Below are 24918 nucleotides of genomic sequence, written 5' to 3'. Positions count from 1 at the left end.
TACTTACGACATCATGTGTCCAAGAGCGCCACGGCATTGGCTTCATCTCCACTTTACATAGTAAAAGAAAAAGTGTTGAACGACTACTCCGTCGAGTAATCATCCAACACTAGATTAGTATGTTTTATTTGTTTTGAAAGTGCCAAACGAAGGATTAACTAGTCTGTTTGACTTTGTGTGTCAAAGCGAAAGTAACCTTCACCTGAAGCCACGGTGTAAGTCATCATATCGCCGCGTACGATGAAGTGAGAGTATTCGATCGGCGTGGCCTCGATATTAAAGCTGGTTTTGTCAACAGCAAAAAGTGGGACTAATTGTTTCAGCTTCAACTGCTTGCTGATCGACTCGTCAGGTAATACGACATTCAGATCTTTGATGGAGCGGTCGATTCGTTCGTTGTAAGACTGTTGAAGGATACTATAAACGGAAACGTCGTCAGTAACGCGGGTCAATAGGTCAGGAAATTTTGTGGCGGGATACCAAGAAGTTTCGATCATCATGGGAATATTATTGGCAGAAAGAATCCGTTGAATCGCAAACAAATCGGCATCCGCTTCTAAGTTTAAAGTGGCCGCAATGTTGGCATCTTTGACGACTTCACGTTTCAAGACATGTACATTGCTAGTCATCCCATGATGGGTCACATAATCAGAGAAACTTAATGTCCGGTCCAATTCCCCTTGAACTTTGTCAGTTGGTGTCACAAAAGAACCTTTACCTTGACGACGAATCACCAAGCCTTCGTCAGTCAGCAAGGTTAAGGCCTTACGGATCGTAATGCGACTGACTTGATAGTGAGTACAAAGGTCACTTTCGCTGGGAAGTTGTTCGCCACGTTTTAAATTACCATCAAGGATGGCTTGTCGAATTTCATTTCTAATTTGTTCATATAGCGGCGTCACTGCCTGCGACCGGATCGTCAAAATCCTCACTCCATTCCGTTGCTTCTGCAATTATCATAACAGTTTGTGGCGAGGAAGTCACGAGAATCCCAACTTAAATCTAAAAATAAAATGAGCAAAAATTAAATTAATTAGAAAATGATGTTGACAAAATGAGTGATAGGAATTACATTGTTATATGACAACACATAATAAGTATGTGGTCGAAAAAATCTTTTGGAGGCTCCCTTCTATGCAAAAACAGTTTCAAGAAGAAATCACTGCCGCAGTTAGTGCAGTGAAGGCTCAACAACCAATTTCCCATTTTTATTTTGTGGCGTGTGGTGGTTCTTTAGCTTTTATGCAACCTGCAGAATTCATTTTTACTAAAGAGTTGACCACGCCAGCAACTATTTTACCTGCTCGTGAATTCGTGACTCGTGAACCCAAAGCACTTGATGAACATAGTGTTGTAGTGAGTTGCTCTCATTCTGGTACCACGCCAGAAACCGTTGAAGCAACTAAATATGCTGCTAAACACGGGGCATTGACGATTGCCTTCACGAATGCGGAACAATCGCCTTTGGCTGAGGCAGCTGCGCAAGTGATCCATTATAATTGGGGGAAAGGGACTGATGCTTCAGATTTGAACACCGGCGTTTTATATGGCTGGTTGTTTGAAACCTTAAATGCTTTACAGCCAGCTAACAAATATGTTCGTGGGCGTCAAACCATCGAGACGTTTGAATCAGTTGTTGCCAAAGCGCGCGTCCAATATACCCCAATTATGCAACAATGGGCTAAAGAGTTGAAACGTGAGAAGTTGATTTATGCAATTGGCTCTGGCGTTAACACTGGGGAAGTTTATTCCTTCTCTGCTTGCTGGTTGCAAGAGATGCAGTGGATCAATTCTGGATTTATTCATTCTGGTGAGTTCTTCCATGGCCCGTTTGAAGTGACAGATTTCGATGTTCCATTTGTGATTTGCAAAGGGATAGGCAAGAGTCGAGTGATGGATGAACGCGCGGCAACTTTTGCAAAACGTTTCTCAAAGAAGGTTTATGAAGTTGATGGCGCCGACTTTGATATGAGTGGCGTTGATGAAGATTTGCAAGAGTACTATTCACAAATTATTTCTGGCATTGCATTTAGAGCTTTGGCAGAAGCTTTAGCATATGAACGCGGCCATTCTTTGGATGTTCGGCGTTATATGTGGCATCTTGATTACTAAAAGGGTGGCAATATGAAATTAATTGCAGTTGGCGATAACGTCACAGACACATATGTGAATGAAGGAATTTATTATCCGGGTGGCAACTGTGTCAACGTCGCCGTTGATGCGAAAAAAGCTGGTGCAATCAATGCGGATTACATGGGTATTTTTGGCAATGATGTGTACGCGATGCACATTCAAGATGCTTTAACGCAAGAAGGTGTCAAGCAAATTCGTTGTCGGCGTGTTTATGCGCCAACCGCGACGCCTAAAGTGATTATTGCGCCTGATGGTGATCGACAATTTCAAGCCGGTCCGCAAGATAGTTCGCAGCACCTGTTTAAATTGCGACTCACCCAAGCAGATCGCGACATTATCAATACTTATGATGTGTTGCATACCAGCATTTACTCCAACATCGAAGCGGATTTAAACACATTTGATCCCCAAGTCAAAATTTCTTTTGATTTTTCTGATTGTCGAGACGAAGCGTATTTGGCTCAGACCCTCCCCCTAGTCGATTTGGCCTTTTTCTCCGGTTCGACATTAAGCGATGAACAAGCAGAAGCATTAGCGGCACATTGGCTATCAATAGGACCTGAAGTGGTGGTGATTACGCGTGGCGGTCAGCCTGCCTTGTTACAAACGGCAACTCAGCGTGTGTATCAACAACCAAAGCCGGTTGAAATGGTGGATACGATGGGTGCCGGAGATAGCTTCATTGCTGGTTTCTTGGTGGCATATGCTGATGGTGAGTCACTCATTGCATGTGGCGCTAAAGCTGCAGCCAATGCGCAGGCAACTTGTCAACTGCATGGTGGTTTTGGCCATGGATACCCGTTTGAATAGCGGAGGAATTGAGAGATGAAATATAAAAAAACAGTGACTGGTGCGCTGGTTTTAGCCGGCACCTTAACCTTAGCTGCTTGTGGTGGTAATAGTAGTGACAGCTCCGGCAACAGCAAAACGTTGAATATGGTACAGACGAGTTCGATCGATTCACTGGATCCGATTTTAGGTTATGAAACGAGCTCTTGTACAATTATCGGCAATACATATGAAGGCCTGTATTCAGTCGACAATAGCGGCGATGTCAAGTTGGCTTTGGCGTCAAAAGTCAAAACCTCAAGTGATGGACTGACCCAAACCTACACGATTCGCAAAAATGCTAAGTGGTCCAATGGTGATGACGTCACCGCAGAAGATTTTGTCTTTGCTTGGCGACGCCTCGCTGACCCTAAAGAAGCCTCCGCATTTAACTTTGAACTTGGGGCTGCTGGAATCAAAAACGCTGATGATATTGTTGCAGGTAAAATGAGCCCAGACAAATTAGGGGTTGAATCTAAAGGCAAGAAGACGTTAGTGATTCATTATGCGAGTCGGGTGCCTTACGCGAAGAACATTTTGTCATTTTCAGCTTTGGCACCAGTCAACAAGAGTTACTATCAAAAAAATGGCAAAAAATTTGCTCAAGATTCGCAACACTTAGTCGCGGCTGGCCCATATAAGGTTTCCAAGTGGAAGTCTGGCGACAACACCATTACGCTGGTTAAGAACAACAAGTATTGGGATGCCAAAGCCGTTAAAGTGGATAAAGTTAAGATCCAAGTCATCACGGATCCTGAAAAAGCCGCCATCGCTTATCAAAACGGCACAGTTGATTACACCCCATTAAGCAGTCAAGTGGCTTCTAAGTATAAGAAAACTGCCGGCTATAAGAATCAGTTAGGGAACTTTACCCAGTACTTAATGTTCAATATGGCCAACTCGAAGGTTAACAACAGCGCGTTGCACCAAGCCATCGCATACTCCATCAATAAGCAGACGATTGTTAAAGATGTCTTGAAGGATGGTTCTGAAGTTGCTAATTCGATGATCATGAAGAACTTAGTCACTGATCCTGGAACGAACAAAGACTTTGCGTCTGAAAGTACGAAAGGCTACACCTATTCACCAGCAAAAGCAAAAGCAGCTTGGGCTAAAGCCAAAAAGCAGACATCGACCCGTAGCATTACCTTGATGTATGATGACTCCGATCCTGCTTATGCCAATGTCGCTGCCTATATCAAAGCTCAAGTTGAAAAGAATCTCTCAGGATTCAAAGTTAACTTACAACAAGTCACGAAAAAGACGCGTTCCAGCAAGCTTTCCAGTGGCGCCTTTGATGTTATGTTAACGCGTTGGGGACCAGATTACGCTGATCCGACTGCAATCTTGACGATGTATCGTTCTGATAACAACAGTAACTATATGAAGTGGGTCAACAAAGACTTTGATGCGGCAATGGATCAAGCAGCCAGCCGTGATGCTAACGACAGTGCCAAGCGTTATGAAGACTTGTTGAAAGCCAATGATATTTTGGTCGACAGTGCAGCTTGCCCACCACTTTATCAGATCTCAAGCCCTGTTTTACAACGTTCAAGTGTCCATGGATTAGTTGATCATTTAGCCGGTGTACCTTATCGCTTAAAGTACGTCACGGTTAAGTAATAAAATGGGTCGTGGCAACTGTCACGGCTTGTTTTTGTAAAAAAGTATCCGTGCATATTCGCTCAAATTCGATTGATAGATCATTGTCAGACACTGTTTGCCAGCTTCACTGCTCGCGTTTGAGTACACTTTGATAGGGAGGACATTAAATGAAAAAATACATCGTTAAGCGCATCTTCATCGCAGTACTGACACTTTTTGTCATCACATTGGCTTTGTTTGTGATGGAAAAAGCGATGCCTGGTTCTCCGTTCAATGACGAGAAAATGACGCATGCGCAATTGCAGATTCTTTATGCCAAATACGGACTGGATAAACCAGTATTAATTCAATTTTGGGATTATCTCAAGCATATGTTGACTGGTGACTTTGGGGTGTCTTATTCGGTTCAAGTGAATACACCAGTTGTGACCATGATTGCCCAACATTTTCCGATTTCTTTGCAAATCGGGTTACAAGCGACAGTGCTCGGCGCTGTCATTGGAATGGGGTTAGGCATTGTTGCCGCATTGAAGCACAACAGTTGGATCGATAACTTGATGACTGGTGTGTCTGTGCTCGGCGTTAGTTTACCAAACTTTGTGGTGGCGTTGATTTTATCGTTGCTCTTTTCTTACTTGGTTCATTGGATGCCAGCAGTTTATGATGCTGATCGCAGTTGGATCTCGACAGTGTTGCCGACCATTGCATTGAGCACCTTTACCATGGCTAGCATTGAGCGTTATGCACGATCAGAAATAGTCGATGTCATGCAATCAGATTATTATCGCTTGGCCGATGCTAAAGGGATCACCCACGCCCAGCTGATTTTACGCCATGTCTTACGTAATACCTTGATCTCTGTGATTACAGTATTGGCGCCATTGATGATCGAATTGATTGCCGGATCAATGGTGATTGAAAAGGCCTTTTCAATCCCGGGGCTTGGGACCTTGTACATCAGTGCGATTCAGGCGAATGATTATAACGTTGTGTTGGGGATTACGTTCTTTTATGCGTTGTTGTTTGTCAGCATTATGTTGGTGGTGGATGTCTTATATGGCGTCATTGATCCCCGCGTTCGACTGGAGAAGAGGTGAACATCATGGATGAGAAAAAGGATGATTTTACTTTCGCGAACAATGAAACGACAGTTGAACATTATACTGGCGAATCCCTTTCCTTTGCGCAACTTGTTGTCAGGCGATTTTTGCGGAATAAAGGGGCTGTGATTGCCTTGGCTGTGATCATCTTGATTGCCGTGTTTGCCTTTACAGTGCCTTTGTTCAGTCGTTTTGCGCCTGAGGCAGTAGATCCATCCCATTCAAATTTGGCGCCAGGTTCATTAGGCCATTGGTTTGGGACGGATAATCTCGGCCGTGATATTTTCACCCGCGTGGCTGAAGGTACTGGAATCTCTTTGCGCGTTGCGGTAATTGCGATGTTTATTGATTTATTTATCGGTACCAGCTACGGCTTGGTATCCGGTTATTTCGGCGGCCGAATCGATATCGTGATGCAGCGGATCACTGAAGTCTTGAGTACCATCCCAATGATTATTATCGTCACCTTGTTGGTTTTGGTAATGAAGCCAGGACTGACGAGTATTATTGTCGCGATGATGCTGATGGGTTGGATCAATATGTCTCGCGTGGTACGTGCGCAAGTTTTGAAAGTGAAAGCTGAAGAATATGTGTTGGCAGCCAAGAGCATGGGCGTGTCGACGCCGCGGATCATTTTCTCGGAAATTTTACCTAACGTGTTTGGCCAAATTGTGACAACGTTTATGTTCTCGATTCCTAATGCGATTTTCTTAGAGGCGTTTTTAGCCTTTGTCGGATTAGGGATACCAGCACCACTGGCATCATTGGGGACCATGATCAATGACGGCTATAGCCAAGCTATTGTTTATCCTTATATGGTCATTTTCCCAGTGATCAGCTTAGCGTTAATCATGCTGAGTTTTAACATTATTGCCGATGGTTTGCGCGATGCGATTGAATTAGATTAAGGAGGGTGCACGATGAGTGAGAGCATTTTAAAAATGACAAATTTACACGTCTCATATTCCACTTTTCACGGTAGTGTTCATGCTGTGCGCGGCATCACCCTTGAACTCAAGCGCGGTCAAACGTTGGCCTTAGTGGGCGAATCAGGTTGTGGCAAGTCGGCAACCGTCAAGCCTATCATTGGTGAAGATGCGCCAAATCAAGTGATTGAAGCTGGCAAAATTGAATTTACTTATCAAGCAGATGAGGGTCAACGGACTGTTGATATCTTGAAGTTATCTGCCAAAGAGATGCAATCGACGATCAAAGGTAAACAAATCGCGATGATCTTCCAAGATCCGATGACCTCGCTTGACCCGACGATGCGCATCGGTCGCCAAATTGGTGAAGCGGTGATTGCAGCTCATCCAAAAATCGAGCATGCAGCCTTGCAAGCGAAAATTCTTGAGTTGATTCGTACCGTTGGTATCACGCATGAAGAAGCGGTGAGTCGTCAATATCCGCATCAGTTGTCTGGTGGGATGCGGCAGCGAATCGTCATTGCCATTGCATTGGCCGGGGATCCAAGCTTGTTGATTTGCGATGAGCCTACGACTGCTTTGGATGTGACGATTCAGGCGAGAATTTTGGCATTGATCAAAAAAATTCAATCAGAGCGTAAGCTTTCAGTGATTTTCATCACCCATAATCTCGGCGTGGTCGCTAAAGTAGCAGATCAAGTGGCTGTGATGTATGCCGGTAAAGTGATCGAATATGGTACCGTTGATGATATTTTCTTTGACCCGAAACATCCATATACATGGGGGTTATTGTCATCAGTACCAGATGTGACTTCGTATTCAACTAAACTTGCGGCCATCAGTGGGACGATTCCGGATTTAACCAAGCCAATCGTTGGGGATGCTTTTGCCCCGCGTAATCCTTATGCATTAAAAATTGACTTCAAAAAAGAACCACCGATGTTTCAAATCAACGCACATCATCAAGCGCGTACTTGGTTGTTAGATCCACGTGCCCCTCAAGTGAAAATGCCGGAGACTTTGAAATTGCGCATTCAAAAGATGAAAGCTGAGGTACAAAATGACTGAACCTTTATTAACGGTAGAACATTTAAAACAGTATTTTCCTGGTGATAATAAACAGGTGATGAAGGCTGTCGACGATGTGTCGTTTGCAGTTCAGCCTGGCGAAACCTTTGGTTTGGTTGGTGAATCTGGTAGTGGCAAAACCACAATTGGGCGCGCAATTATTCGCTTATATCAACCAACGGCAGGCAAGATTTCATTTGAAGGCATGCCGATTGCCGGACCAATGGATGCGACCACTACCAAACAGTTGCGAACCGATATGCAAATGATTTTTCAAGATCCGATGTCGAGCCTTAATCCCCGCAAAAAAGTTGCTGATATTATTCAGCTGGCCTTATTAACCCATCATCCTGAAATGTCAAAAACGCAGCGCTCAGAAGCGGTTAATCTGGTACTGCGGCGAGTGGGATTGGACGAATCATTTGCCGTGCGTTATCCTAAAGAACTATCTGGTGGCCAACGCCAGCGGGTCGGGATCGCGCGGGCGCTGATCCTCAAACCGAAATTGATCATCGCTGATGAAGCCATTTCAGCACTGGACGTCTCAGTTCAAGCGCAAGTGGTGAACTTGTTGAAAGAAATTCAGCAAGATACAGGCATGGCGATGTTATTTATTGCCCATGATTTGGCGATGGTACGCTATATCTCAGATCATATTGGCGTCGTGCATCTCGGTCATTTGGTGGAAATTGGGACAACCGAAGAAATTTTTGAACATCCTTATCATCCGTATACCAAAAGCCTGCTAGCAGCCATTCCAACAATCAACCCGCACCAGCGCCAACTGGCATCAGGGGTCGGCTATCAAGCAAAGGCCACGCAATATCAAAATCGAGCGATGCAATATCTTGAAGGCTCACATTATGTTTTAGCCAATGAAGATGAATTAGCCCAGTGGCAATAAAAAGTGTCGAAATCCGTTAAGTTGCGGATTTCGACACTTTTTAGGTTAGTCTCTTAAACTTCCCACTTGCAAACGTGGGCTTGTACCTTGAAAATTCAATAGTTTAGCCAATAAAAAGCGCTGCTCAAAGAGCCGCTGACATCGAAAAAATGCGATATCAGCTCCCCGAAAAGGACATGCGAGCATATCGAAATGCTACTATCTGGAAGCTAAGAAGAACTGGACACTCGATTAGAGAGATCGCCGAAAAACTTGGGATCTCAGAATCAACTGTCAAACGAACTCTACGAAAAACGAAGTAAAAGTAAACACAAGGTTGATGTGACCCCCAAAATTGGGACACTAATTTCGGGGGTCATATCATTTGACTGCCTTTTTTACAATTGTGCAAGATCTTTAACAGAATCCTATTATTTATCTTCACTGATAATCAGGGCCCCGTTGACCATGTCCGCCTTCAGCTTCTTGACGTCCAGGTGGTCCAGGTAGTAGTCAGTTACTTTGTCACGGATTTCCTGTTCGATGACTCTTCTCAAAGGACGCGCCCCCATAGCTTCGTCGTAGCCTTGTTCAATCAAGTAGTCCTTGGCGCTTTCACTGACAGTCAAGCTGATGCCCTTCTTGGCCAGAGTCTTGTTTACGTCAGCCAGCATTAAGTTGACGATTTCCTTCAAGTCTTCCTTGGTCAGGTGGCTGAATTCGATGACCGCGTTGAAGCGGTTGAGGAATTCCGGTCTGAAGTAAGGAGCTAACCGGTCCATCAGCTTTTCGTCCTTCTTAGCGTTGCCTATCAGCTGTTCATTGCCAAAGCCGGCGTTAGAGGTAGCGATAATGATGGTGTTCTTGAAGTTGACTGTGTTGCCTTGCCCGTCAGTTAAGCGGCCGTCGTCAAGCACTTGCAAGAGCAGGGTGATGACCTGCGGGTCAGCCTTTTCAATTTCGTCCAAAAGGATGATTGAGTAAGGGTTGCGGCGAACCTTTTCCGTCAAGGTGTTGGAGTTGTCATCGTAGCCCACGTAGCCGGCCGTGGTCCCGATCAGCTTGGAAACGGCCGTCCGGTCGGAGTATTCAGACATGTCCAGGCGGATGATGGCATCCTTAGAGCCAAACATGTCTAGAGCCAGCTGCTTGGCCAGTTCCGTCTTGCCGACCCCGGTCGGGCCGACGAAGAGGAAGGACCCGATTGGCCGGTTGCCGTCGTCAAAGCCAGCCCGGTTGCGGCGGATAGCCTTAGCTACTGCTTCAACAGCTTCATCTTGGCCGATGACCTTGCCCTTTAAGCGGCTGCTGAGCCCCTTCAGGCGTTCGATGTCGCTGGCGCCCATCTTGGAAACCGGAATCCCGGTCAGGCGTTCAACGGCAGCGGCCACGTCAGCTGGAGTAGCCACGGTCTTTCTTTTCTCGTGGTTTTCACTCAGCTGCTTTTCCAGCTTTTCAGCCTTAGTCTTGTGGTCAAGGGCGGCTTCGTAGTCTTCCTTTTCAGCAGCCTTTTCCTGGGCTTTCTTTTCTTCCTTGATCTGCTTTTCGATGGTCTTGGCGTCGGTCACCGGGTGCTGGGCAGCCAGGTGAGCGGCGGTCATGTCCAAAAGGTCGATGGCCTTGTCAGGCAGGGACCGCTGCGGAATGTACTGGACTGAGTAGTCGATGGCGGCCTTCAAGACGTCGTCTGGCAGTTCCACATTGTGGTGCTTTTCGTACAGGGACCGAATCCCCATCAAGATCTTGAAGGTGTCAGCCTGACTTGGAGCGTTGACCGTTACTTCGTTGAAGCGGCGGGCCAAAGCAGCGTCCTTCATGATGGTGTTCCGGTATTCGTCCTGGGTAGTGGCCCCGATTACGGTGATTTCACCTCTGGACAAAGCCGGCTTCAAGATGTCGCTCATCCCCTTGGAGCCATTGCCGTCACCCATGCCGCCAGCACCAAGGATCTGGTGGATTTCGTCAAAGAAGAGGATGACATTGCCTCTGTCCTTGACTTCCTTGACCAGGTCCTGGATGTTCTGCTCAAAGGAGCCCCGGTACTGGGTCCCGGCTTCCAGGCTGGAGATGTCGATGGAAATAATTTCCTTGTTCTTGATTGCTTCCGGCACGTCCCCGTGGACAATTGCCTGGGCTAAGCCTTCAACGACCGCGGTCTTGCCGACCCCGGCGTCCCCGACCAGAACTGGGTTGTTCTTGGTCCGGCGGGAGAGGATTTCCGCCGTTTCCTGGATTTCCTTGTTCCGGCCGATGACCGGGTCAAGCTTGCCTTCCCGGGCTTCAGCAGTCAAGTTCCGGCCTAACTTTTCCAAAATGCCGTTGGCCTGCTTTTGCTTGCCCTGGACACTCTTGGCCTGTCCTTGCCCCGGCAGCTGCCCAGTCTTCTGGTATTCAGCGAATTCTTCCGGGGTTACCTGCCGGCCGTTGATCAAGTAGCGGCGGTTTTCGGAATTGAAGCCGCCCATGCCGTTCATTAAGTCTCTAAAAAGATCATCCATATCATTAAAGTTGTCGTAAGTCATGATTTTACCTCCTTCTGAGTAAAATAAGTTGTTGGTTTTGGCTAACTAAAAAGCCCTTCTGCATCAATCGAAATCAACACAATAGGACTTGCTCAGCGGTTAAACCAACCTTCGTATTTAGTTTAGTCATCATCGTCATCGCTGAGATAATCATTCTCCAGCTCACGCAGAACCTGCCACATCGCCACGTGCTGGGCCCGGGCGATCGCGTCGAGATCGCGCAAGTTGATTGACGTCGCATTTGATTGCTGCTTGTTAAATGACTTGTGAAGGGTAGTGTAGCCATAACCCGACTCCTTTGCCACCCGGTAAATGGTCAGGTGCTTGTCGTCGAGGTATCGAATAATATCGATCTTCATCGTTCTCACTTCCCTACGCCAATTATTATACCACATCTGTGGTATACCACAAGTGTGAAATAGTGGCTTTTTTAAAAAATCTCGAAAAAAAGACCAGCTCCTCAAAAGCTGGTCAAAAAGCAATATTATTGAGCCACGCGGGCAGCGTGCCGGTCTAAAATCATGTCCACCAGGGCGCTAGCCACATTTTCGTTCTTAAGCATCGGGCCGTGGGACCAGGAGCCGATGAAGTTCTTGTAGCGGACTCCGTCTTCCTTCTCTTCGTGGTTGTTGCCGTAGCCTTCGACCACCTTGGCGAAAGGCTTGAGCATCTCCCGGTCGTCCAGGAAGGTCTGGCCGGAGTGGTTTTCAAAGCCGATGGTCGATCCCCATTCAGTTTCGTACTTGGTGTCGCCGATCATCCGCTTCTCCGGGTCAAATTCCGTGTGCAGGGGCAGGATCCCCAAGCACTTGATCTTGGTCCCGGAAATGGTGTTGTAGTAGGTCCCCATCAGTTCGTAGCCTCCGCAGATGGCCAGCATGGGGTTGCCAGCCTGGATGTAGTCGTTCAAGGTGTTCTTGAAGCGCTGCAGGTCCTTGGCTACAATGCTTTGTTCATAGTCCTGGCCGCCGCCAAAGAAGATGAAGTCGTAGTCAGCCGCGTTGAACTTGCTGCCTAAAGAGATATTGTCGATCTGGGTCTGGTAGCCTTTTTTATGCAAAAAATAGCGGAGGATCTTGACGTCACCGGAGTCCCCGTAGGTGTTCATCAAGTCTTCGTAGAGGTAGGCAATGCGAATCAAATTATCAGCCATAGTCAAATTCTTCCTTATCGTAATCAATTACACTGATTATAAACTAAAAGGCGGAAAAATAATAATATAAAGACCAGGTCCTTTTGGCTTGCATTTTTCACAAACTAGCTTAGACTAAAATAGTAAGCGTTTTCGCAAAAGACGGCGGAAAAGCGGTAAGTAAAGTAAGAAAAAGGATAAGTTTAAAAGGATTAAAACATGAGCGAACAATACATTTTGGCAATCGATGAGGGGACGACCTCAACCAGGGCAATTATCTTCAACCATGCCGGCCAGCAGGTGGCCAGAGTGGCCCGGGAATTCACCCAGTACTTCCCCAAGCCCGGCTGGGTAGAGCACCAGGCGGAGGAAATCTGGAACGCGGTCCAGATCACGACGTCAACGGCTTTGATCAACTCCGCCATCCGGCCGGACCAGTTGGCGTCCATCGGGATTACCAACCAAAGAGAAACCACGGTGGTCTGGGACAAGGAGACAGGCCGGCCGATCTACCCGGCCATCGTCTGGCAGTCCCGGCAGACCAGCGCTATCGCGGAGAAGCTGGTGGCTGACGGCTATAGCGACATGATCCGGCAAAAGACGGGCCTGGTCATTGACCCTTACTTTTCCGCCACGAAGATCCGCTGGATTTTAGACCATATTGAAGGGGCCCAGGAGCGGGCAGAAAAAGGGGAGCTGCTTTTTGGCACGATCGACACCTGGCTGGTCTGGAAACTGACCCGGGGCAAGGTCCACGTAACTAACTGCACCAACGCCAGCCGGACCATGCTTTTTAACATTCATGATTTGACCTGGGACCAGGAGATCCTGGACCTGCTGAAGATTCCGCGGGCCATGCTGCCGGAGGTTAAATCAAATTCTGAAGTCTACGGGGAAACTGACCCTTACCAGTTCTTCGGCGGCAGGGTACCGATCGCCGGGATGGCCGGGGACCAGCAGGCAGCCTTGTTTGGCCAATTGGCCGTCAAGCCGGGCATGGTCAAGAACACCTACGGGACCGGGTCTTTCATCGTGATGAATACGGGGGAGGAACCGATCGAATCCAAGAATAATTTGCTGACGACTATTGGCTACAAGCTGGGCGAGCAAGTAAACTATGCTTTGGAAGGGTCAGTCTTCGTGGCCGGGTCAGCCATTCAGTGGCTGAGAGACTCAGTAAAGCTGCTGAACTCGGCTCCGGAATCAGAGCAGGCGGTTCTGGAATCTAAAGACGCCAATGAAGTCTACGTGGTTCCCGCCTTTACCGGCTTGGGGGCGCCATATTGGGACAGTGAAGCCCGGGGGGCGATTTTTGGCCTGACTAGAGGCAGTAGCGACAAGGACTTGATCAAGGCCACCCTGCAGTCCTTGGCCTACCAGACCCGGGACGTGGTCGATACCATGCAGAAGGACTCGGGCATTGAGATTCCGGTCCTCAGAGTCGATGGCGGGGCTTCAAACAACAACTACCTCCTCCAGTTCCAGGCAGACCTTTTAGGCAAGAAGATCGAGCGGGCAGCGGATTTGGAAACAACCGGCCTGGGGGCTGCCTTCCTGGCCGGTTTAGCCGTTGGCTACTGGGAAGACGTGGATAGCTTGAAGGAAATTGCCAAGACCGGGGCAGCTTTTGAACCGAAGATGGAAAAAGGGGAAAGAGACCAGCTCTACGCGGGCTGGCAGCGGGCGGTTCTGGCCACCCGAGTCTTTGCCCACGGGAAAGATTTTTAGTTTTTAACGTTTAACAGGATGAAGGGATAAAAATGCCAAAGCGGATCGTAAAGTTAGAGGCCGGCTACAATTGCCGGGATTTGGGCGGCTACGTCAGCCAGGACGGCCGGACTGTCAAGTGGGGCCGGCTTTACCGGTCGGGGTCACTCAGCCACTTGACCAAGGCGGACCAGGCGGAACTGGCCCGGCGGAAGATTGTGGTGGACTGCGATCTGCGCTCCCGGCATGAACAGGACAACTTCCCGGACAAGCTCTGGCCGGGAGCTAAACTGGTCGACGCCCACTTTTACAGCGAGAGCGGGGATGAAGAGGAAGCAGCTGAGGCGGCCTGGGAGAAGTATTCGGGCAAGCTGCCCAAATTATCCTACTTGGCCATGGTTTACCAGCAGAACCTTGTCGCCCCTAGAACGGGCCTGGTGATGCGGAAGATTTTTAAGGAAATGCTGGCCCTGGAAGATGATGAGGCCTTGATCTACCACTGCTCCATGGGCAAGGACCGGACCGGGATGGTGTCGGTGATCGTTTTGATGGCTTTGGGCCTGGAAGACCGGGAAATCCTGCGGGACTACCTGCTCAGCCGGGAATATAGCCGGGACTGGGACGAGGCAAATGAAAACGACCGTCTGGGCCAGCAGATTGCCAAGATGAACCAGACCCAGGTCAGCCAGACGGCTTTTTACGGGATTACGGAAACGATCCGGCAGACCTGGGGCGGCTTTGACCGCTATTTTGCCAGCCTGGGCTTTGGCCAAGGAGACTTGGACCGGCTTAGGGACAAGTTTTTGGAATAAGATTTTCGCTCCGGCTTAAGCTGGGGCGATTTTTTTGCCAAAAAATTCCGGGAAAACTAAAATGGAAGGGAGAAGAATTTTTCGCGGATTTTTAGAAAAGAGGGATGCAGGATGGAGATGCAAAGGGTGATAGAACTGGACATGCCGGTCAACTTCCGCGACCTGGGCGGCTATAAGGGTATGGGCGGCCGGCAGGTCAAGTGGCGGAAGATCTACCGGTCGGCGGCTTTAAACGAGATGTCGGCCAGGGACCGGGTCAAGCTGGCCAACCTGCATATTACGGTGGACTGCGACCTGCGGTCCAGCCGGGAGCAAAGGGCTTACCCCGACCTGCTCTGGCCCGGGGTCCGTTTTGTGAATATTGGTCTTTACGCTGAAGGTGACCGCTTCAACCAGGCCCACCCTTTCTTGCGCCTTTTCCACCACCTGCCGGAATTTGACGACTACCTGCCCAAGATTTACCAGCAGGTTTTGCTAAATGAGCACTCAGAAGAGGGGATCAAGCGGGTCTTTGCGGAATTGCTGGAACTGCCGGAGGACCAGGCCCTGGTGTACCACTGCGCGGCCGGGAAGGACCGGACGGGGATCATCAGTATTTTGATCTTGATGGCCCTGGGCGTGGACGACAAGACCATCGCTGAGGACTATTTATTGACGGATGAATTGTACGATTTTTCTATTGAGAAGCAGCATCCGACTAATGAGAAGCTGTCGCAGGTGATCGCGAAGATGAATGTGACCCGGGGCGAAGGACCAGCGGTTAAAGGAATCACGGAAACCATCCGGCAGGGCTGGGGCAGTTTTGACAAATTTTTTACCAGAAAACTGGGCTTCAAGCAAGCTGATTTGGAAAAGTTCCGGGAAATGTACTTAGAAGAGGACGAAGCAGACTAATGAATTTAGAAATCTGGCAAGGGGATATCACGACTTTGAAGGTGGACGCGATCGTCAACGCAGCTAACCGGGAACTACGGGGCGGCGGTGGCGTCGACGGGGCCATCCACCGGGCAGCGGGACCTGAATTGAATGAGGCCTGCCGGGCCCTGGGCAGCTGCGAGACAAGTGAGGCCAAGATCACGCCGGGCTTTAACCTGCCGGCTAAGTACATCATCCATACTGTAGGGCCGGTTTACTCGGGTTCACACAGCGATCCTCTGCTTTTAGCGGCCTGCTACAGAAACAGCTTGCGGGTGGCCAAGGAAAATGGTCTGCACTCGGTCGCTTTTTCCGCGATTTCAACCGGGGTCTACGGCTATCCGCTGGACGCGGCCAGCAAGGTGGCCTTCGGTGAGGTCCGCAAGTGGCTGAGAGAACACAAGGATTACGAAATGCGGGTAATTATGGTGGCCTACGACGCCCGGACTTACGCCTTGTACCAGAAATTGCTGGGCTAGGAAATGGAGATTGATCTCTCTCATAATGATTTAAACTAATACTAATTTGAAAATAGTATAAATTATATTTTTGCTTACAAGAGAGGGATAGAAGATGTTGAGAAAATATTATGTGACAATTGTCTTTACCCTGCTGGCTCTGCTAAATTTGCTGAGTAGCTGGGGAACGCTGCAGTACCGCCTGGTCATGCTGGCTTTCAACCTGGTCTGCGGCTTTGGCATGGAGTACCTGGTGAACGAGAAGGCACCGGCAGAGAAGTACAATTTATGGAAGGGATGTACGGCAGCTATTTTGCTGGCGGTCAACCTGCTTTGGATTTTTCTGACAAAATAGATTTAGAATCAAGCAAAAAAGCTTCAGTATTGTCTTACTGAAGCTTTTTTGGCTCTTTGTCAAATCTTACTGATACTTGTCAAGGAATCTTACATATGTTTGATGAAGGCACTAAACAGAACACGTCTGTTTAGTGTTTTTTTGAAGCAAATGATGTTCTGTTCTAGTCTGATCCGTTTCAAAAGGTGAGTGAAATTAGAATAGCCATAGGCTGTACGTTCAATTTGTTTGATCTTACGATTAACGCCCTCTAGGCAGCCATTTGAGTTCGACATTTTGGCACCATTAATGACAGCCCTCCTGTTCTTTCTGAAGGTCCGTATGGTTGTTTTCAATAAGGGATATGAACGACCTTGAAGCCGTTATATATAGTCATCAGCGGATTTACAATTAGGACATGTGTCGAGCTCGGCAATGGCTGTACACATGATTACTTTTCTCCCCTTGTAAATCGTTTGAGAGCAATCTACAAAATTTAGGCAAGGGTCTTTAACATTAAGAAAGTTTTCAATATAATTAGCAGTAGGGTTCATAGAAACTAGCTTTCTATACTTAGAAGAATTGTAGTAGGGGATTTTAAGTTACGAATAGCGAGGCCTACGGGCCTCTTTTTATTTTAAACAAAAAATCTTACCGACGGATGTATTACTTGACATCCATAAGTAAGAAATATTATAGAGCTAAGATTTTGAAAAGGAGCAATTATGGAACAAAGACCAGCCTGCATTGAGATCCGCGGCGGCCGCGTGCACAACTTGAAAAATATCGACGTCGATCTGCCTTTAAATAAAATCGTCGGAATCGCCGGAGTGTCCGGCTCTGGCAAGTCCAGTCTGGCCCTGGGCATTCTCTATGCTGAAGGGTCAAGACGGTATCTGGAGTCCTTGTCGACTTATACCAGGCGCCGAATGACCCAGGCCGAAAAGCCGCAGGTTGACCAGGTCTTATACGTGCCCGCCGCCCTGGCTTTGCGACAGCGCCCCGGGGTGCCCGGGATTCGGAGCACCTTTGGGACTGGGACGGAGCTGCTAAACAGCCTCCGGCTCATGTTTTCCCGGCTGGCCAGCCACCGGTGTCCCAATGGCCACTACCTGACGCCAACGCTGAATGTCGCGGCTGGTTTGCCCCTCAATTGCCTGGAGTGCGGGGCGGAATTCTACGCCCCATCCGCCGAGCAACTGGCCTTTAACAGTCAAGGGAAATGTCCGACCTGTGACGGGACTGGCGTCGTGCGGACGGTGGATGAAGCTTCTTTGATTCCAGATGAGAATCTGACCATTGATGAGGGGGCAGTCGCTCCATGGCATACCTTGATGTGGTCGTTGATGAAGGATGTCGCCCGGGAAATGGGCGTGCGCACCGATGTTCCTTATAAGGAGCTGACGGCTAAAGAGAAGGAGATCGTTCTCCATGGTCCCGCGGTCAAGAAGCATATCCTCTATCTTGACAAGAAAGGCCAGTCGACTGAACTGGACTTTACCTACTATTCAGCCGTTCACACCGTTGAAAATGCCTTGGCCAAGGTCAAGAACGAAAAGGGGATGAAGCGGGTCGCCCGCTTCCTTAAAGAAGGCACCTGCCCAGACTGCCGTGGCACGCGCCTGAGCGAAGCTGCCCGGGCGCCGCGCTTGGCCGGCCTGTCTTTGGCTGATGCTTGCCAGCTGACTTTAGGAGAGTGCAAGAAGTGGGTGGACGGCGTGCCAGACTCCTTGCCTGCTGAAATGCGGCCCATGGCCAAGAGCATCGTTGCTTCTTTTGACCTGGTGGCCAGACGCTTGCTGGACTTAGGCCTGTCCTACTTGACTTTGGACCGCTCCGCGGCGACCTTGTCCAATGGCGAGCGGCAAAGAATGCAATTGGCGCGGGCAGTGCGCAACCGGACGACTGGGGTTTTGTACGTGCTGGATGAGCCGTCGATTGGCCTGCATCCCGCCAACCTCGAGGGGCTGAAAGGCGTCATGCGTGACCTGGTCGCTGATGGCAATTCCGTGATCCTGGTTGACCATGACACCCAGGTGCTGCGTGAAGCGGACTGGCTGATCGAAATGGGCCCAGGCGCCGGGGAAGCGGGCGGTCAGATTCTGACGCAAGGACCAGTGGCCCAAATCGCGCGAAATCCCCAGTCAAAGATCGGCCCCTTCCTGACTGGGCAGGAAGTGATCAATAAGCGGTCCCAGATTGCCAGGAAGGACCTGTTTAAAGAAGGCACGATCCACCTGGAAAGCCGGCAGATCCACACGGTCAAGCCCCTGAGCATTGATTTTCCCAAGGGCCGGTTGTCGGTTGTGACCGGGGTGTCCGGGTCAGGGAAGACGACCATGATTCTGGAAACTTTATTGCCAGGCCTGCAGAGCCAGATCAAGGGAGAAAAACTGCCCCAGGCCGTCAAGGCGCTCAAAGCCGATGGGATCAACCAGGTTAAGCTGATTGACGCCACGCCAATTGGAATCAACGTCCGCTCAACCGTGGCCACTTATGCCGGAATCCATGACGAATTGCGCAAGATCTTTGCCAGAACTCCAGCGGCCAAGCGCCTGGGCTATAAAGCCGGGGACTTTTCCTACAACACGGGCCGTCTGCGCTGCCCAACCTGTGATGGGACGGGCGCGATCGTCCTGGACGTGCAGTTCTTGCCTGACGTGGAGATTGCCTGCCCGGACTGCGGCGGGTCACGCTACCGAAAAGAAGCAGACTTTGTCAGCCGTACTTCCAAAGTCAAAAAAGGGCAGCCTGAAGCTAAGGCCTACACGCTTCCCGAGCTAATGGACATGTCCGTTGACCAGGCACTCCGGGCAACCCGCGATCTGCCGCTGGTTCAAAAGCGCCTTCAGGTCCTTCATGACCTGGGCTTGGGCTACTTGACCCTGGGTGAGGCGACGCCAGCTTTGTCAGGCGGTGAGGCCCAGCGGTTGAAATTGGCCAGTGAGCTGGGCAAGGAGCAGGCCGATTCGGTCTTTATCTTCGATGAGCCAACGATTGGCCTGCATCCCCTGGACGTTTCGTCTTTGCTCGATGTCTTTCAGCGCTTGATCAGCCAAGGAGCGACAGTCTTGGTGATTGAACATGACCAAGACATGATTGCCAATGCCGACTATGTCGTTGACATGGGGCCAGGTGGGGGCCAGGAAGGCGGCCAGGTGGTTTGTGCCGGAACGCCGGAAGAGATCATGGCTTGCCCAGCCAGCCTGACGGGCAAATATCTGAAGTTTAACCGGAATAAATGAGCAAACACAAAAACATTGCTATTTACTAATATCAATGGTGTACTGTTAACGCCAAGTAAACTTGGCAAATGGATGCATCAATTAGAAAAGGATCATAATCTACCGTATGTCACGCCCTACGGTCTCCGACATACTTATGGAACACTGCTTTTGGAAGCTGGAACACCTATTACTGATGTTTCCAAGTTGTTAGGCCACAGCAATGTCGCTACAACGATGCAAGTTTATATTGACTTACACCCGGTAACCAGTCATCAGGCTGCCAATACTCTAGCTGCATTAGCTAATGACTAATTTTGTTACCTTTTTTGTTACCTAAAAACTATTCAGAATTTAAGATCCCTTTTATATCAATGGATTAGACGTTTTTTTGGGGCAATCCATGCTTTTCCCACTTTGCCCCATACAAGAAAATCACCCAGTTCTATATACGCTGAAAACCTTGTTATATCAGCTTTTTAGATTAACATTTCAATAATCTGTTACCGTACGTTTATATTCTTTTGTTACCTTTTTTTATCAAAATATCAGCATGGCTGGTCGGTATTGGTTGTACGCCTTGTTTTATTTAAAAACGTCACTAATCATTAATTTGATTGGCGGCGCTTTTTTAGTCCCAATAACCGTTATCGTACTGGCATTTATAAATGTTATAGCTATGAATCACATCATCAAGCGGTACAATCCCGTCCCCAGTGTCAGGATCAAGCGTAATTGTGATTTTTTGAAGCGATTCTCTAAAATGGCGACGATGGTATGTTTTTCGCCATCTTGACAGATAAAGTGCTGCCTTCGTCCCCTACCTCTAAATTCATCAAACGCTAAGTGTTCTGGCAAAGAATCGAATGAGGAAGTAAATTGAGCGCTGCAGTGGTCTAAGTATCTTTGCACAGTAGTAACTGATACGCCATTCTCTTCAGCGATACTGGTCATAGAATGATCTTTAGTGAGTCCGACAATGATCTTACGTTTAACGGCGTTAGAGATGTGGCAATACTTGTCAACGATTTGGGTAGACGGATAACTGTATAGCTCACAGTTCTTACAAAAAATACCGTGCTTCTTGACTTTGATAATGACTGGATTGCTTTCGTCAGCTGAAACATAAGGGATATGAACGACCTTGAAGCCGTTATATATAGTCATCAGCGGATTTACAATTAGGACATGTGTTTAAACAAAAAATCTTACCGACGGATGTATTATTTGACATCCATCAGTAAGAAATATTATAGAGCCGCTTTTTTCATTGCTATTCAAATTCATCTTTCTTGATTTCCCGGTAGATAGCCAGGACAAGGACAAAGACGGCGGAGATGATGGCCGGATAGACCATGCCGCCGACTTGGACGGCGTTTTCCGCTGCTGCCTGGCTCATCTGGTTTTCCACGGCGTATGAGATAACCCAGCGGTTCATCAAAGTTGGCGTCAAGGCAAAGGAGATGGTGGAGATCAAGGAGGCCACCGTCATCACGTGCCGGGAGTAAGGTTCTCTGAAGAACTGGGACAAAACGCAGAAGGCCGGGGCGATCATCAAGAGGAAGATCCAGAGGATAATCATGGTGCCGGCAGTAGAGTTCATCATCTGCGAGCTGTTGGTGGCGTAGCGGTAGGTCCCCCAAAGCGATCCCCCGGTCAGCTGGTTGAAGAGGTTCAAGAAGTAGGACCCTTGCTGGCCGAAAGTCCCCTGGCTGGAGAGCATGTTCTGGATGACTGTCAGACTGTCAGTTGCCCCGGCGCTGGAGAAGTCAACGCTGACGATCTGCCGCATATAGGCGGCCAGGAACATGATGGTTGAACCTAAAAGCTGCAGGGCCTTGATCATGCTCAGCTTGCGGGAGGCCTTGAGTCTGAATTCCAGGCTGAGGACCCGGTTAGGGTGGTGGGAGCGGCCGATCACGAAGATGCCGGCGATGGTCAAGACGATGATGATGGCCAGGCCGATCCACCACTTGGCCAGGATGCAGAAGAGGGCCAGGCCGATCATGATGACCGTGACGTATGGGCGGTCAGCGAAGATCTGCCAGAAGTTGAGTCGGACCTTCTGCTCGCTTCTTGAAGCCCCGTCAGTGTCCAGGCGGGGAACGGAATTTGGATTTGTCTGCCGTGTCTGCTTTTGCGCGGTTTGTTCTTGTCTTTCTTGGTACTGTCTGCGCGACATTCTTGCCATGATAAATTCTTCCTTTCGCATTCACAAGCCTAGCACAAGTTGGCTTGCAAAGGCTCTTTTTTCAGAGGGTTTAACTAAAATTATAAGCTAATTACAGATCTTCTGCTTCTTTTGCATCGTGGATTGATGCCTTGGTGATTACATAGCCAAGAAGCGCTCTAGCCCTGCGATTAAAACGAGAACTAGAAAGACCACAAAGTCCCTAGCAATGGGCAACTCTGCGCTGAGAAGATATACCTTCCTCAGCTTGCCAGACAAGTAATGCAATGATTTTGTAGTCTGGAACTTTTACCAGACTGGCATTGCGGCGGTGAGTTAACCGAGATGGGGCGTACTTGTAATAAAGTTTCTTGCATATTTTAGAGAAAGTTCTAAATTCTACTTGCAAACGGTGACAATAACGTTTAATCTGTAGTTGGTTCAACATTGTAAGGATTCCTTTCTTTTTTTGAATAAAGAATGTCAGTTATATAATTACAGTGTATTAGTATACGTAAATAACTTCTTAGGAAAAATTAGGAGACGCATCAAGGTATGAATTCAAGAAAGAAAATGATGAATGAACCATCTAGCGAAAAGCAAAGATGGTCCTTAAGAAAGCTTAGCGTAGGTATGACGTCTATGCTTCTTGGGACGACTATGTTCTGGGCTAGTGGTGCGGTCAGCCAAGTAAAGGCTGATACCACGACTGCTAGCGAGCAAGCAGCCCAGACGCAGACGAATACAGCGAAAAAAGCTGCCGGCACGGAAAGTACCGAGCAGACAGAAGACAATAATGCCAATGTAGATGCAGGTAAGACTGCAGAAACGCGCGCGGCAACTGACAAAGGCAGTCAAGAAACCACCACGGAATCGACGACTGCCTCTTCTTCTGCCCAAAATCAGGGCCAAGCAGCAACCGCTACCTCAAGTACAACCACCAAGGCTGCTTCGAGTATCCTCAGTAAAGCGGACAGCAAAACTGCCAACTCAAACACTAGTCGAGCAGTAACTGCTATCTCAAGCGATAGTCGAGCAGTAACTGCTACTTCAAGCGCTACCACCAAGGCTGTTTCGAGTGCCGCCAACAAAAAACCTATCACTGGTCTACGACACTACAGTAATAACAAGCTAAAATATTATGGCAAAAATCATGTTCAGTATCGTAATCGCTATGCTAGTCAGGGAAATAAGTGGTATTACTTTGATAGCAATGGTTACGCAGTTACCGGCTTACGTCATTACGGCCATAACAAGCTAGAATATTATGGCAAAGATCATGTTCAGTATCGTAATCGTTATGCTAGTCTGAGAAATAAGTGGTATTACTTTGGTAGCAATGGTGACGCAGTAACTGGCTTACGTTATTACGGCCATAACAAGCTAGAATATTATGGCAAAGATCATGTTCAGTATCGTAAGCGTTATGCTAGTCAGGGACATAAGTGGTATTACTTTGGTAGCAATGGTGACGCAGTAACTGGCTTACGTCATTACGGCCATAACAAGCTAGAATATTACGGCGCGGATCACGTTCAATATCGTAACCGGTATTATCAAGAAGGTAATAAATTCTATTACTTCGGTGGTAACGGTGACGCAAGGGTCGCCATCCGTGGGGCAATTGAAAACGATAAGCTTAATATTTATGATATGCGGACAAACAAGCTTATTAAGAGCCTTGACGTTGGTACTTGGGAGAACTTGGCCTATTCGATGGATGCCAACTCCATTAACAATGTTGATGGCTACCTTAGCTACAGTGGTTGGTACCGACCAATTGGAACAAGTCAAGATGGTAAGACATGGCACAAGACCGGGGCTGGTGACTGGCGGCCAATCTTGATGTATGTATGGCCAAATAAGGATGTTCAGGCACAATTCATTAAGTATTTTGTTAATCATGGTTATGAGAATGCTAATTATGGATTAACAAAGGTATCGGTAGCAAATCTTAATAAGGATACAGATGCAACAGTTCTAAACACGGCAGCACAAAATCTTCGTTACGTAATTGAAAAAAGTATTGCTACTAATAAGGGAACGGGTAAGTTAGCAAATGACATTAATGGTTTTGCAGCTACTGTTCCTGAACTATCGGCTTCATCTGAATTATCAGTACAGAGCGTACCAAATTATAAGCCTAATGAAAGCGGAACTGTAGATAACGATCAAGTAATCTTCGTTAATGATGATTCAAAAGATCAACGTAGAGGTAATACTAGTTACGCTGATAGTAAGTATCGCTTAATGAACCGTACGATCAATAACGAAACTGGTAATGATAATAGCGATAACAGTCCTGAGTTATTGGTTGGAAATGATATTGATAACTCTAATCCGGTGGTACAAGCTGAGAACCTTAACTGGGAATACTTCTTGTTAAATTATGGTAAGCTGATGGGTTATAACCGGGATGGTAATTTTGACGGTTTCCGGGTTGATGCTGCTGATAATATTAATGCTGATGTGTTCGACCAGATGGGACAATTAATGAATGATATGTACCATATGAAGGGTAACCCGCAAAATGCTAATAATCACTTAAGCTATAACGAAGGATACCATTCAGGTGCTGCCTGGATGTTGAACAAGAAGGGTAATCCACAATTGTACATGGATTCTGGAGAATTCTATACTTTAAGGAATGTCCTCGGACGTGCTAACAATCGTGATAATATTAGTAATTTGGCTACTAATAGTATTGTTAACCGGCAAAATGACGTTACGGAAAATGAAGCTACTCCAAACTGGTCATTTGTCACTAACCATGATCAACGCAAGAACTTGATTAATAGGTTAATTATTAAAGACCATCCTGGCATAGCTTACATTATGGGATCAGCATATAAAGCAGAATATGCTAACCAAGCTTGGCAAGAGTTTTATGCTGATCAAAAGAAGACCGATAAGCAGTATGCTCAGTATAACGTTCCAGCACAATATGCAATTCTTCTAAGCAATAAAGATACTGTACCGCAGATTTACTATGGTGATCTTTACAACGAAACTGCACAATATATGCAGGAAAAGTCGATCTACTATGATGCAATTACGACGTTAATGAAGGCACGGAAACAATTTGTTAGCGGCGGACAAAC

21 protein-coding genes and 2 pseudogenes are annotated in these 24918 nt (G+C 47.8%); 16 read left to right on the top strand and 7 right to left on the bottom strand.

The genetic code is table 11. The annotated features are described in order from the left end of the window. Positions 1-158: 158 nt before the first annotated feature. The gene (locus Q0J41_RS06260) at positions 159-923 is read right to left on the bottom strand and encodes a GntR family transcriptional regulator (RefSeq protein WP_296227454.1); all 765 of its coding nucleotides are present in this window, start codon (positions 921-923) and stop codon (positions 159-161) included. Positions 924-1134: 211 nt separating this feature from the next. Here Q0J41_RS06260 and Q0J41_RS06255 point away from each other — a divergent pair, with 211 nt between their 5' ends. From Q0J41_RS06255 to Q0J41_RS08565, 8 genes are all read left to right on the top strand, one after another. Continuing rightward, positions 1135-2112 carry an SIS domain-containing protein gene (locus tag Q0J41_RS06255; protein ID WP_261909196.1) on the top strand — a complete coding sequence of 326 codons (978 nt, stop codon included), beginning with the start codon at positions 1135-1137 and terminating at the stop codon, positions 2110-2112. 12 nt (positions 2113-2124) lie between these two features. Continuing rightward, positions 2125-2943, top strand: a complete 819-nt coding sequence (locus Q0J41_RS06250; RefSeq protein WP_296227447.1) for a PfkB family carbohydrate kinase — start codon at positions 2125-2127, stop codon at positions 2941-2943. Positions 2944-2958: 15 nt separating this feature from the next. Then, complete coding sequence (locus Q0J41_RS06245) at positions 2959-4584, top strand: peptide ABC transporter substrate-binding protein (protein WP_296227445.1); 1626 nt, start codon at positions 2959-2961, stop codon at positions 4582-4584. A gap of 149 nt (positions 4585-4733) precedes the next feature. Beyond that, positions 4734-5663 carry an ABC transporter permease gene (locus tag Q0J41_RS06240; protein ID WP_296227444.1) on the top strand — a complete coding sequence of 310 codons (930 nt, stop codon included), beginning with the start codon at positions 4734-4736 and terminating at the stop codon, positions 5661-5663. Between the two features lie 5 nt (positions 5664-5668). After that, entirely contained in the window at positions 5669-6574 is a 906-nt protein-coding gene (locus Q0J41_RS06235; protein ID WP_296227442.1) for an ABC transporter permease, read from the top strand. A 12-nt stretch (positions 6575-6586) separates the two neighbouring features. Next, the gene (locus tag Q0J41_RS06230; protein ID WP_296227440.1) at positions 6587-7660 is read left to right on the top strand and encodes an ABC transporter ATP-binding protein; all 1074 of its coding nucleotides are present in this window, start codon (positions 6587-6589) and stop codon (positions 7658-7660) included. After that, entirely contained in the window at positions 7653-8564 is a 912-nt protein-coding gene (locus Q0J41_RS06225) for an oligopeptide/dipeptide ABC transporter ATP-binding protein (protein ID WP_296227439.1), read from the top strand. The genes Q0J41_RS06230 and Q0J41_RS06225 overlap by 8 nt, the downstream gene beginning before the upstream one ends. A gap of 149 nt (positions 8565-8713) precedes the next feature. Further along, complete coding sequence (locus Q0J41_RS08565; RefSeq protein ID WP_366937245.1) at positions 8714-8866, top strand: helix-turn-helix domain-containing protein; 153 nt, start codon at positions 8714-8716, stop codon at positions 8864-8866. A 108-nt stretch (positions 8867-8974) separates the two neighbouring features. On the opposite strand, the gene Q0J41_RS06220 is transcribed toward Q0J41_RS08565, so the two are convergent. From Q0J41_RS06220 to Q0J41_RS06210, 3 genes are all read right to left on the bottom strand, one after another. Further along, positions 8975-11065, bottom strand: coding sequence for an ATP-dependent Clp protease ATP-binding subunit (locus tag Q0J41_RS06220; RefSeq protein ID WP_296227437.1), 2091 nt, complete (start codon positions 11063-11065; stop codon positions 8975-8977). Positions 11066-11187: 122 nt separating this feature from the next. Continuing rightward, complete coding sequence (locus Q0J41_RS06215; RefSeq protein WP_270449283.1) at positions 11188-11424, bottom strand: transcriptional regulator; 237 nt, start codon at positions 11422-11424, stop codon at positions 11188-11190. A 125-nt stretch (positions 11425-11549) separates the two neighbouring features. Beyond that, positions 11550-12218 carry a cobalamin biosynthesis protein CobQ gene (locus Q0J41_RS06210; RefSeq protein ID WP_296227433.1) on the bottom strand — a complete coding sequence of 223 codons (669 nt, stop codon included), beginning with the start codon at positions 12216-12218 and terminating at the stop codon, positions 11550-11552. A gap of 198 nt (positions 12219-12416) precedes the next feature. On the opposite strand from Q0J41_RS06210, the gene glpK reads away from it, so the two are divergent. The 5 genes from glpK to Q0J41_RS06185 all read left to right on the top strand — a co-directional run bounded on the left by glpK (position 12417) and on the right by Q0J41_RS06185 (position 16444). Then, a complete protein-coding gene (gene glpK, locus Q0J41_RS06205; protein ID WP_296227431.1) occupies positions 12417-13925 on the top strand; it encodes a glycerol kinase GlpK in 1509 nt (502 codons plus the stop codon). A gap of 32 nt (positions 13926-13957) precedes the next feature. Continuing rightward, positions 13958-14716 carry a tyrosine-protein phosphatase gene (locus Q0J41_RS06200; protein WP_296227429.1) on the top strand — a complete coding sequence of 253 codons (759 nt, stop codon included), beginning with the start codon at positions 13958-13960 and terminating at the stop codon, positions 14714-14716. Between the two features lie 111 nt (positions 14717-14827). Beyond that, positions 14828-15610, top strand: a complete 783-nt coding sequence (locus Q0J41_RS06195) for a tyrosine-protein phosphatase (RefSeq protein ID WP_296227427.1) — start codon at positions 14828-14830, stop codon at positions 15608-15610. Continuing rightward, on the top strand, positions 15610-16110 hold the full coding sequence (locus Q0J41_RS06190; protein ID WP_296227425.1) for an O-acetyl-ADP-ribose deacetylase: 501 nt from the start codon (positions 15610-15612) through the stop codon (positions 16108-16110). The genes Q0J41_RS06195 and Q0J41_RS06190 overlap by 1 nt, the downstream gene beginning before the upstream one ends. Positions 16111-16204: 94 nt before the next feature. After that, complete coding sequence (locus tag Q0J41_RS06185; protein WP_296227423.1) at positions 16205-16444, top strand: hypothetical protein; 240 nt, start codon at positions 16205-16207, stop codon at positions 16442-16444. A gap of 89 nt (positions 16445-16533) precedes the next feature. Here Q0J41_RS06185 and Q0J41_RS06180 read toward each other — a convergent pair. Continuing rightward, positions 16534-16779, bottom strand: a pseudogene (locus Q0J41_RS06180) (transposase); the annotation flags it as partial. 369 nt (positions 16780-17148) lie between these two features. Here Q0J41_RS06180 and Q0J41_RS06175 point away from each other — a divergent pair. Together Q0J41_RS06175 and Q0J41_RS08560 are read left to right on the top strand one after the other, a co-directional pair. Further along, positions 17149-19668: an excinuclease ABC subunit UvrA gene (locus Q0J41_RS06175; RefSeq protein ID WP_296227420.1), complete on the top strand. Its 2520-nt coding sequence runs from the start codon at positions 17149-17151 to the stop codon at positions 19666-19668. 15 nt (positions 19669-19683) lie between these two features. Next, positions 19684-19962, top strand: a complete 279-nt coding sequence (locus Q0J41_RS08560) for a tyrosine-type recombinase/integrase (protein WP_366937244.1) — start codon at positions 19684-19686, stop codon at positions 19960-19962. Between the two features lie 414 nt (positions 19963-20376). On the opposite strand, the pseudogene Q0J41_RS06170 reads toward Q0J41_RS08560, so the two are convergent. Both Q0J41_RS06170 and Q0J41_RS06165 read right to left on the bottom strand, forming a co-directional pair. Then, a pseudogene (locus tag Q0J41_RS06170) lies at positions 20377-20845 on the bottom strand (helix-turn-helix domain-containing protein); the annotation flags it as partial. Between the two features lie 75 nt (positions 20846-20920). Then, the gene (locus Q0J41_RS06165; protein WP_296227419.1) at positions 20921-21838 is read right to left on the bottom strand and encodes a cytochrome C5; all 918 of its coding nucleotides are present in this window, start codon (positions 21836-21838) and stop codon (positions 20921-20923) included. A 534-nt stretch (positions 21839-22372) separates the two neighbouring features. Here Q0J41_RS06165 and Q0J41_RS06160 point away from each other — a divergent pair. Next, on the top strand, positions 22373-24918 hold a 2546-nt coding region (locus tag Q0J41_RS06160), incomplete at its 3' end, for a glycoside hydrolase family 70 protein (protein WP_296227417.1).

The sequence above is a fragment of the uncultured Lactobacillus sp. genome, assembly GCF_944327175.1.
In the GTDB taxonomy this organism is placed as follows: Bacteria; Bacillota; Bacilli; order Lactobacillales; family Lactobacillaceae; genus Lactobacillus.
This window is presented reverse-complemented; position numbering and strand designations above follow the sequence as displayed.

Coding starts and splice junctions, on each gene's coding strand:
- Q0J41_RS06255 (WP_261909196.1), top strand. CDS start 1,135: ATGCAAAAACAGTTTCAAGAAGAAATCACTGCCGCAGTTAGTGCAGTG.
- Q0J41_RS06250 (WP_296227447.1), top strand. CDS start 2,125: ATGAAATTAATTGCAGTTGGCGATAACGTCACAGACACATATGTGAAT.
- Q0J41_RS06245 (WP_296227445.1), top strand. CDS start 2,959: ATGAAATATAAAAAAACAGTGACTGGTGCGCTGGTTTTAGCCGGCACC.
- Q0J41_RS06240 (WP_296227444.1), top strand. CDS start 4,734: ATGAAAAAATACATCGTTAAGCGCATCTTCATCGCAGTACTGACACTT.
- Q0J41_RS06235 (WP_296227442.1), top strand. CDS start 5,669: ATGGATGAGAAAAAGGATGATTTTACTTTCGCGAACAATGAAACGACA.
- Q0J41_RS06230 (WP_296227440.1), top strand. CDS start 6,587: ATGAGTGAGAGCATTTTAAAAATGACAAATTTACACGTCTCATATTCC.
- Q0J41_RS06225 (WP_296227439.1), top strand. CDS start 7,653: ATGACTGAACCTTTATTAACGGTAGAACATTTAAAACAGTATTTTCCT.
- Q0J41_RS08565 (WP_366937245.1), top strand. CDS start 8,714: ATGCGATATCAGCTCCCCGAAAAGGACATGCGAGCATATCGAAATGCT.
- Q0J41_RS06220 (WP_296227437.1), bottom strand. CDS start 11,065: ATGACTTACGACAACTTTAATGATATGGATGATCTTTTTAGAGACTTA.
- Q0J41_RS06215 (WP_270449283.1), bottom strand. CDS start 11,424: ATGAAGATCGATATTATTCGATACCTCGACGACAAGCACCTGACCATT.
- Q0J41_RS06210 (WP_296227433.1), bottom strand. CDS start 12,218: ATGGCTGATAATTTGATTCGCATTGCCTACCTCTACGAAGACTTGATG.
- glpK (WP_296227431.1), top strand. CDS start 12,417: ATGAGCGAACAATACATTTTGGCAATCGATGAGGGGACGACCTCAACC.
- Q0J41_RS06200 (WP_296227429.1), top strand. CDS start 13,958: ATGCCAAAGCGGATCGTAAAGTTAGAGGCCGGCTACAATTGCCGGGAT.
- Q0J41_RS06195 (WP_296227427.1), top strand. CDS start 14,828: ATGGAGATGCAAAGGGTGATAGAACTGGACATGCCGGTCAACTTCCGC.
- Q0J41_RS06190 (WP_296227425.1), top strand. CDS start 15,610: ATGAATTTAGAAATCTGGCAAGGGGATATCACGACTTTGAAGGTGGAC.
- Q0J41_RS06185 (WP_296227423.1), top strand. CDS start 16,205: ATGTTGAGAAAATATTATGTGACAATTGTCTTTACCCTGCTGGCTCTG.
- Q0J41_RS06175 (WP_296227420.1), top strand. CDS start 17,149: ATGGAACAAAGACCAGCCTGCATTGAGATCCGCGGCGGCCGCGTGCAC.
- Q0J41_RS06165 (WP_296227419.1), bottom strand. CDS start 21,838: ATGGCAAGAATGTCGCGCAGACAGTACCAAGAAAGACAAGAACAAACC.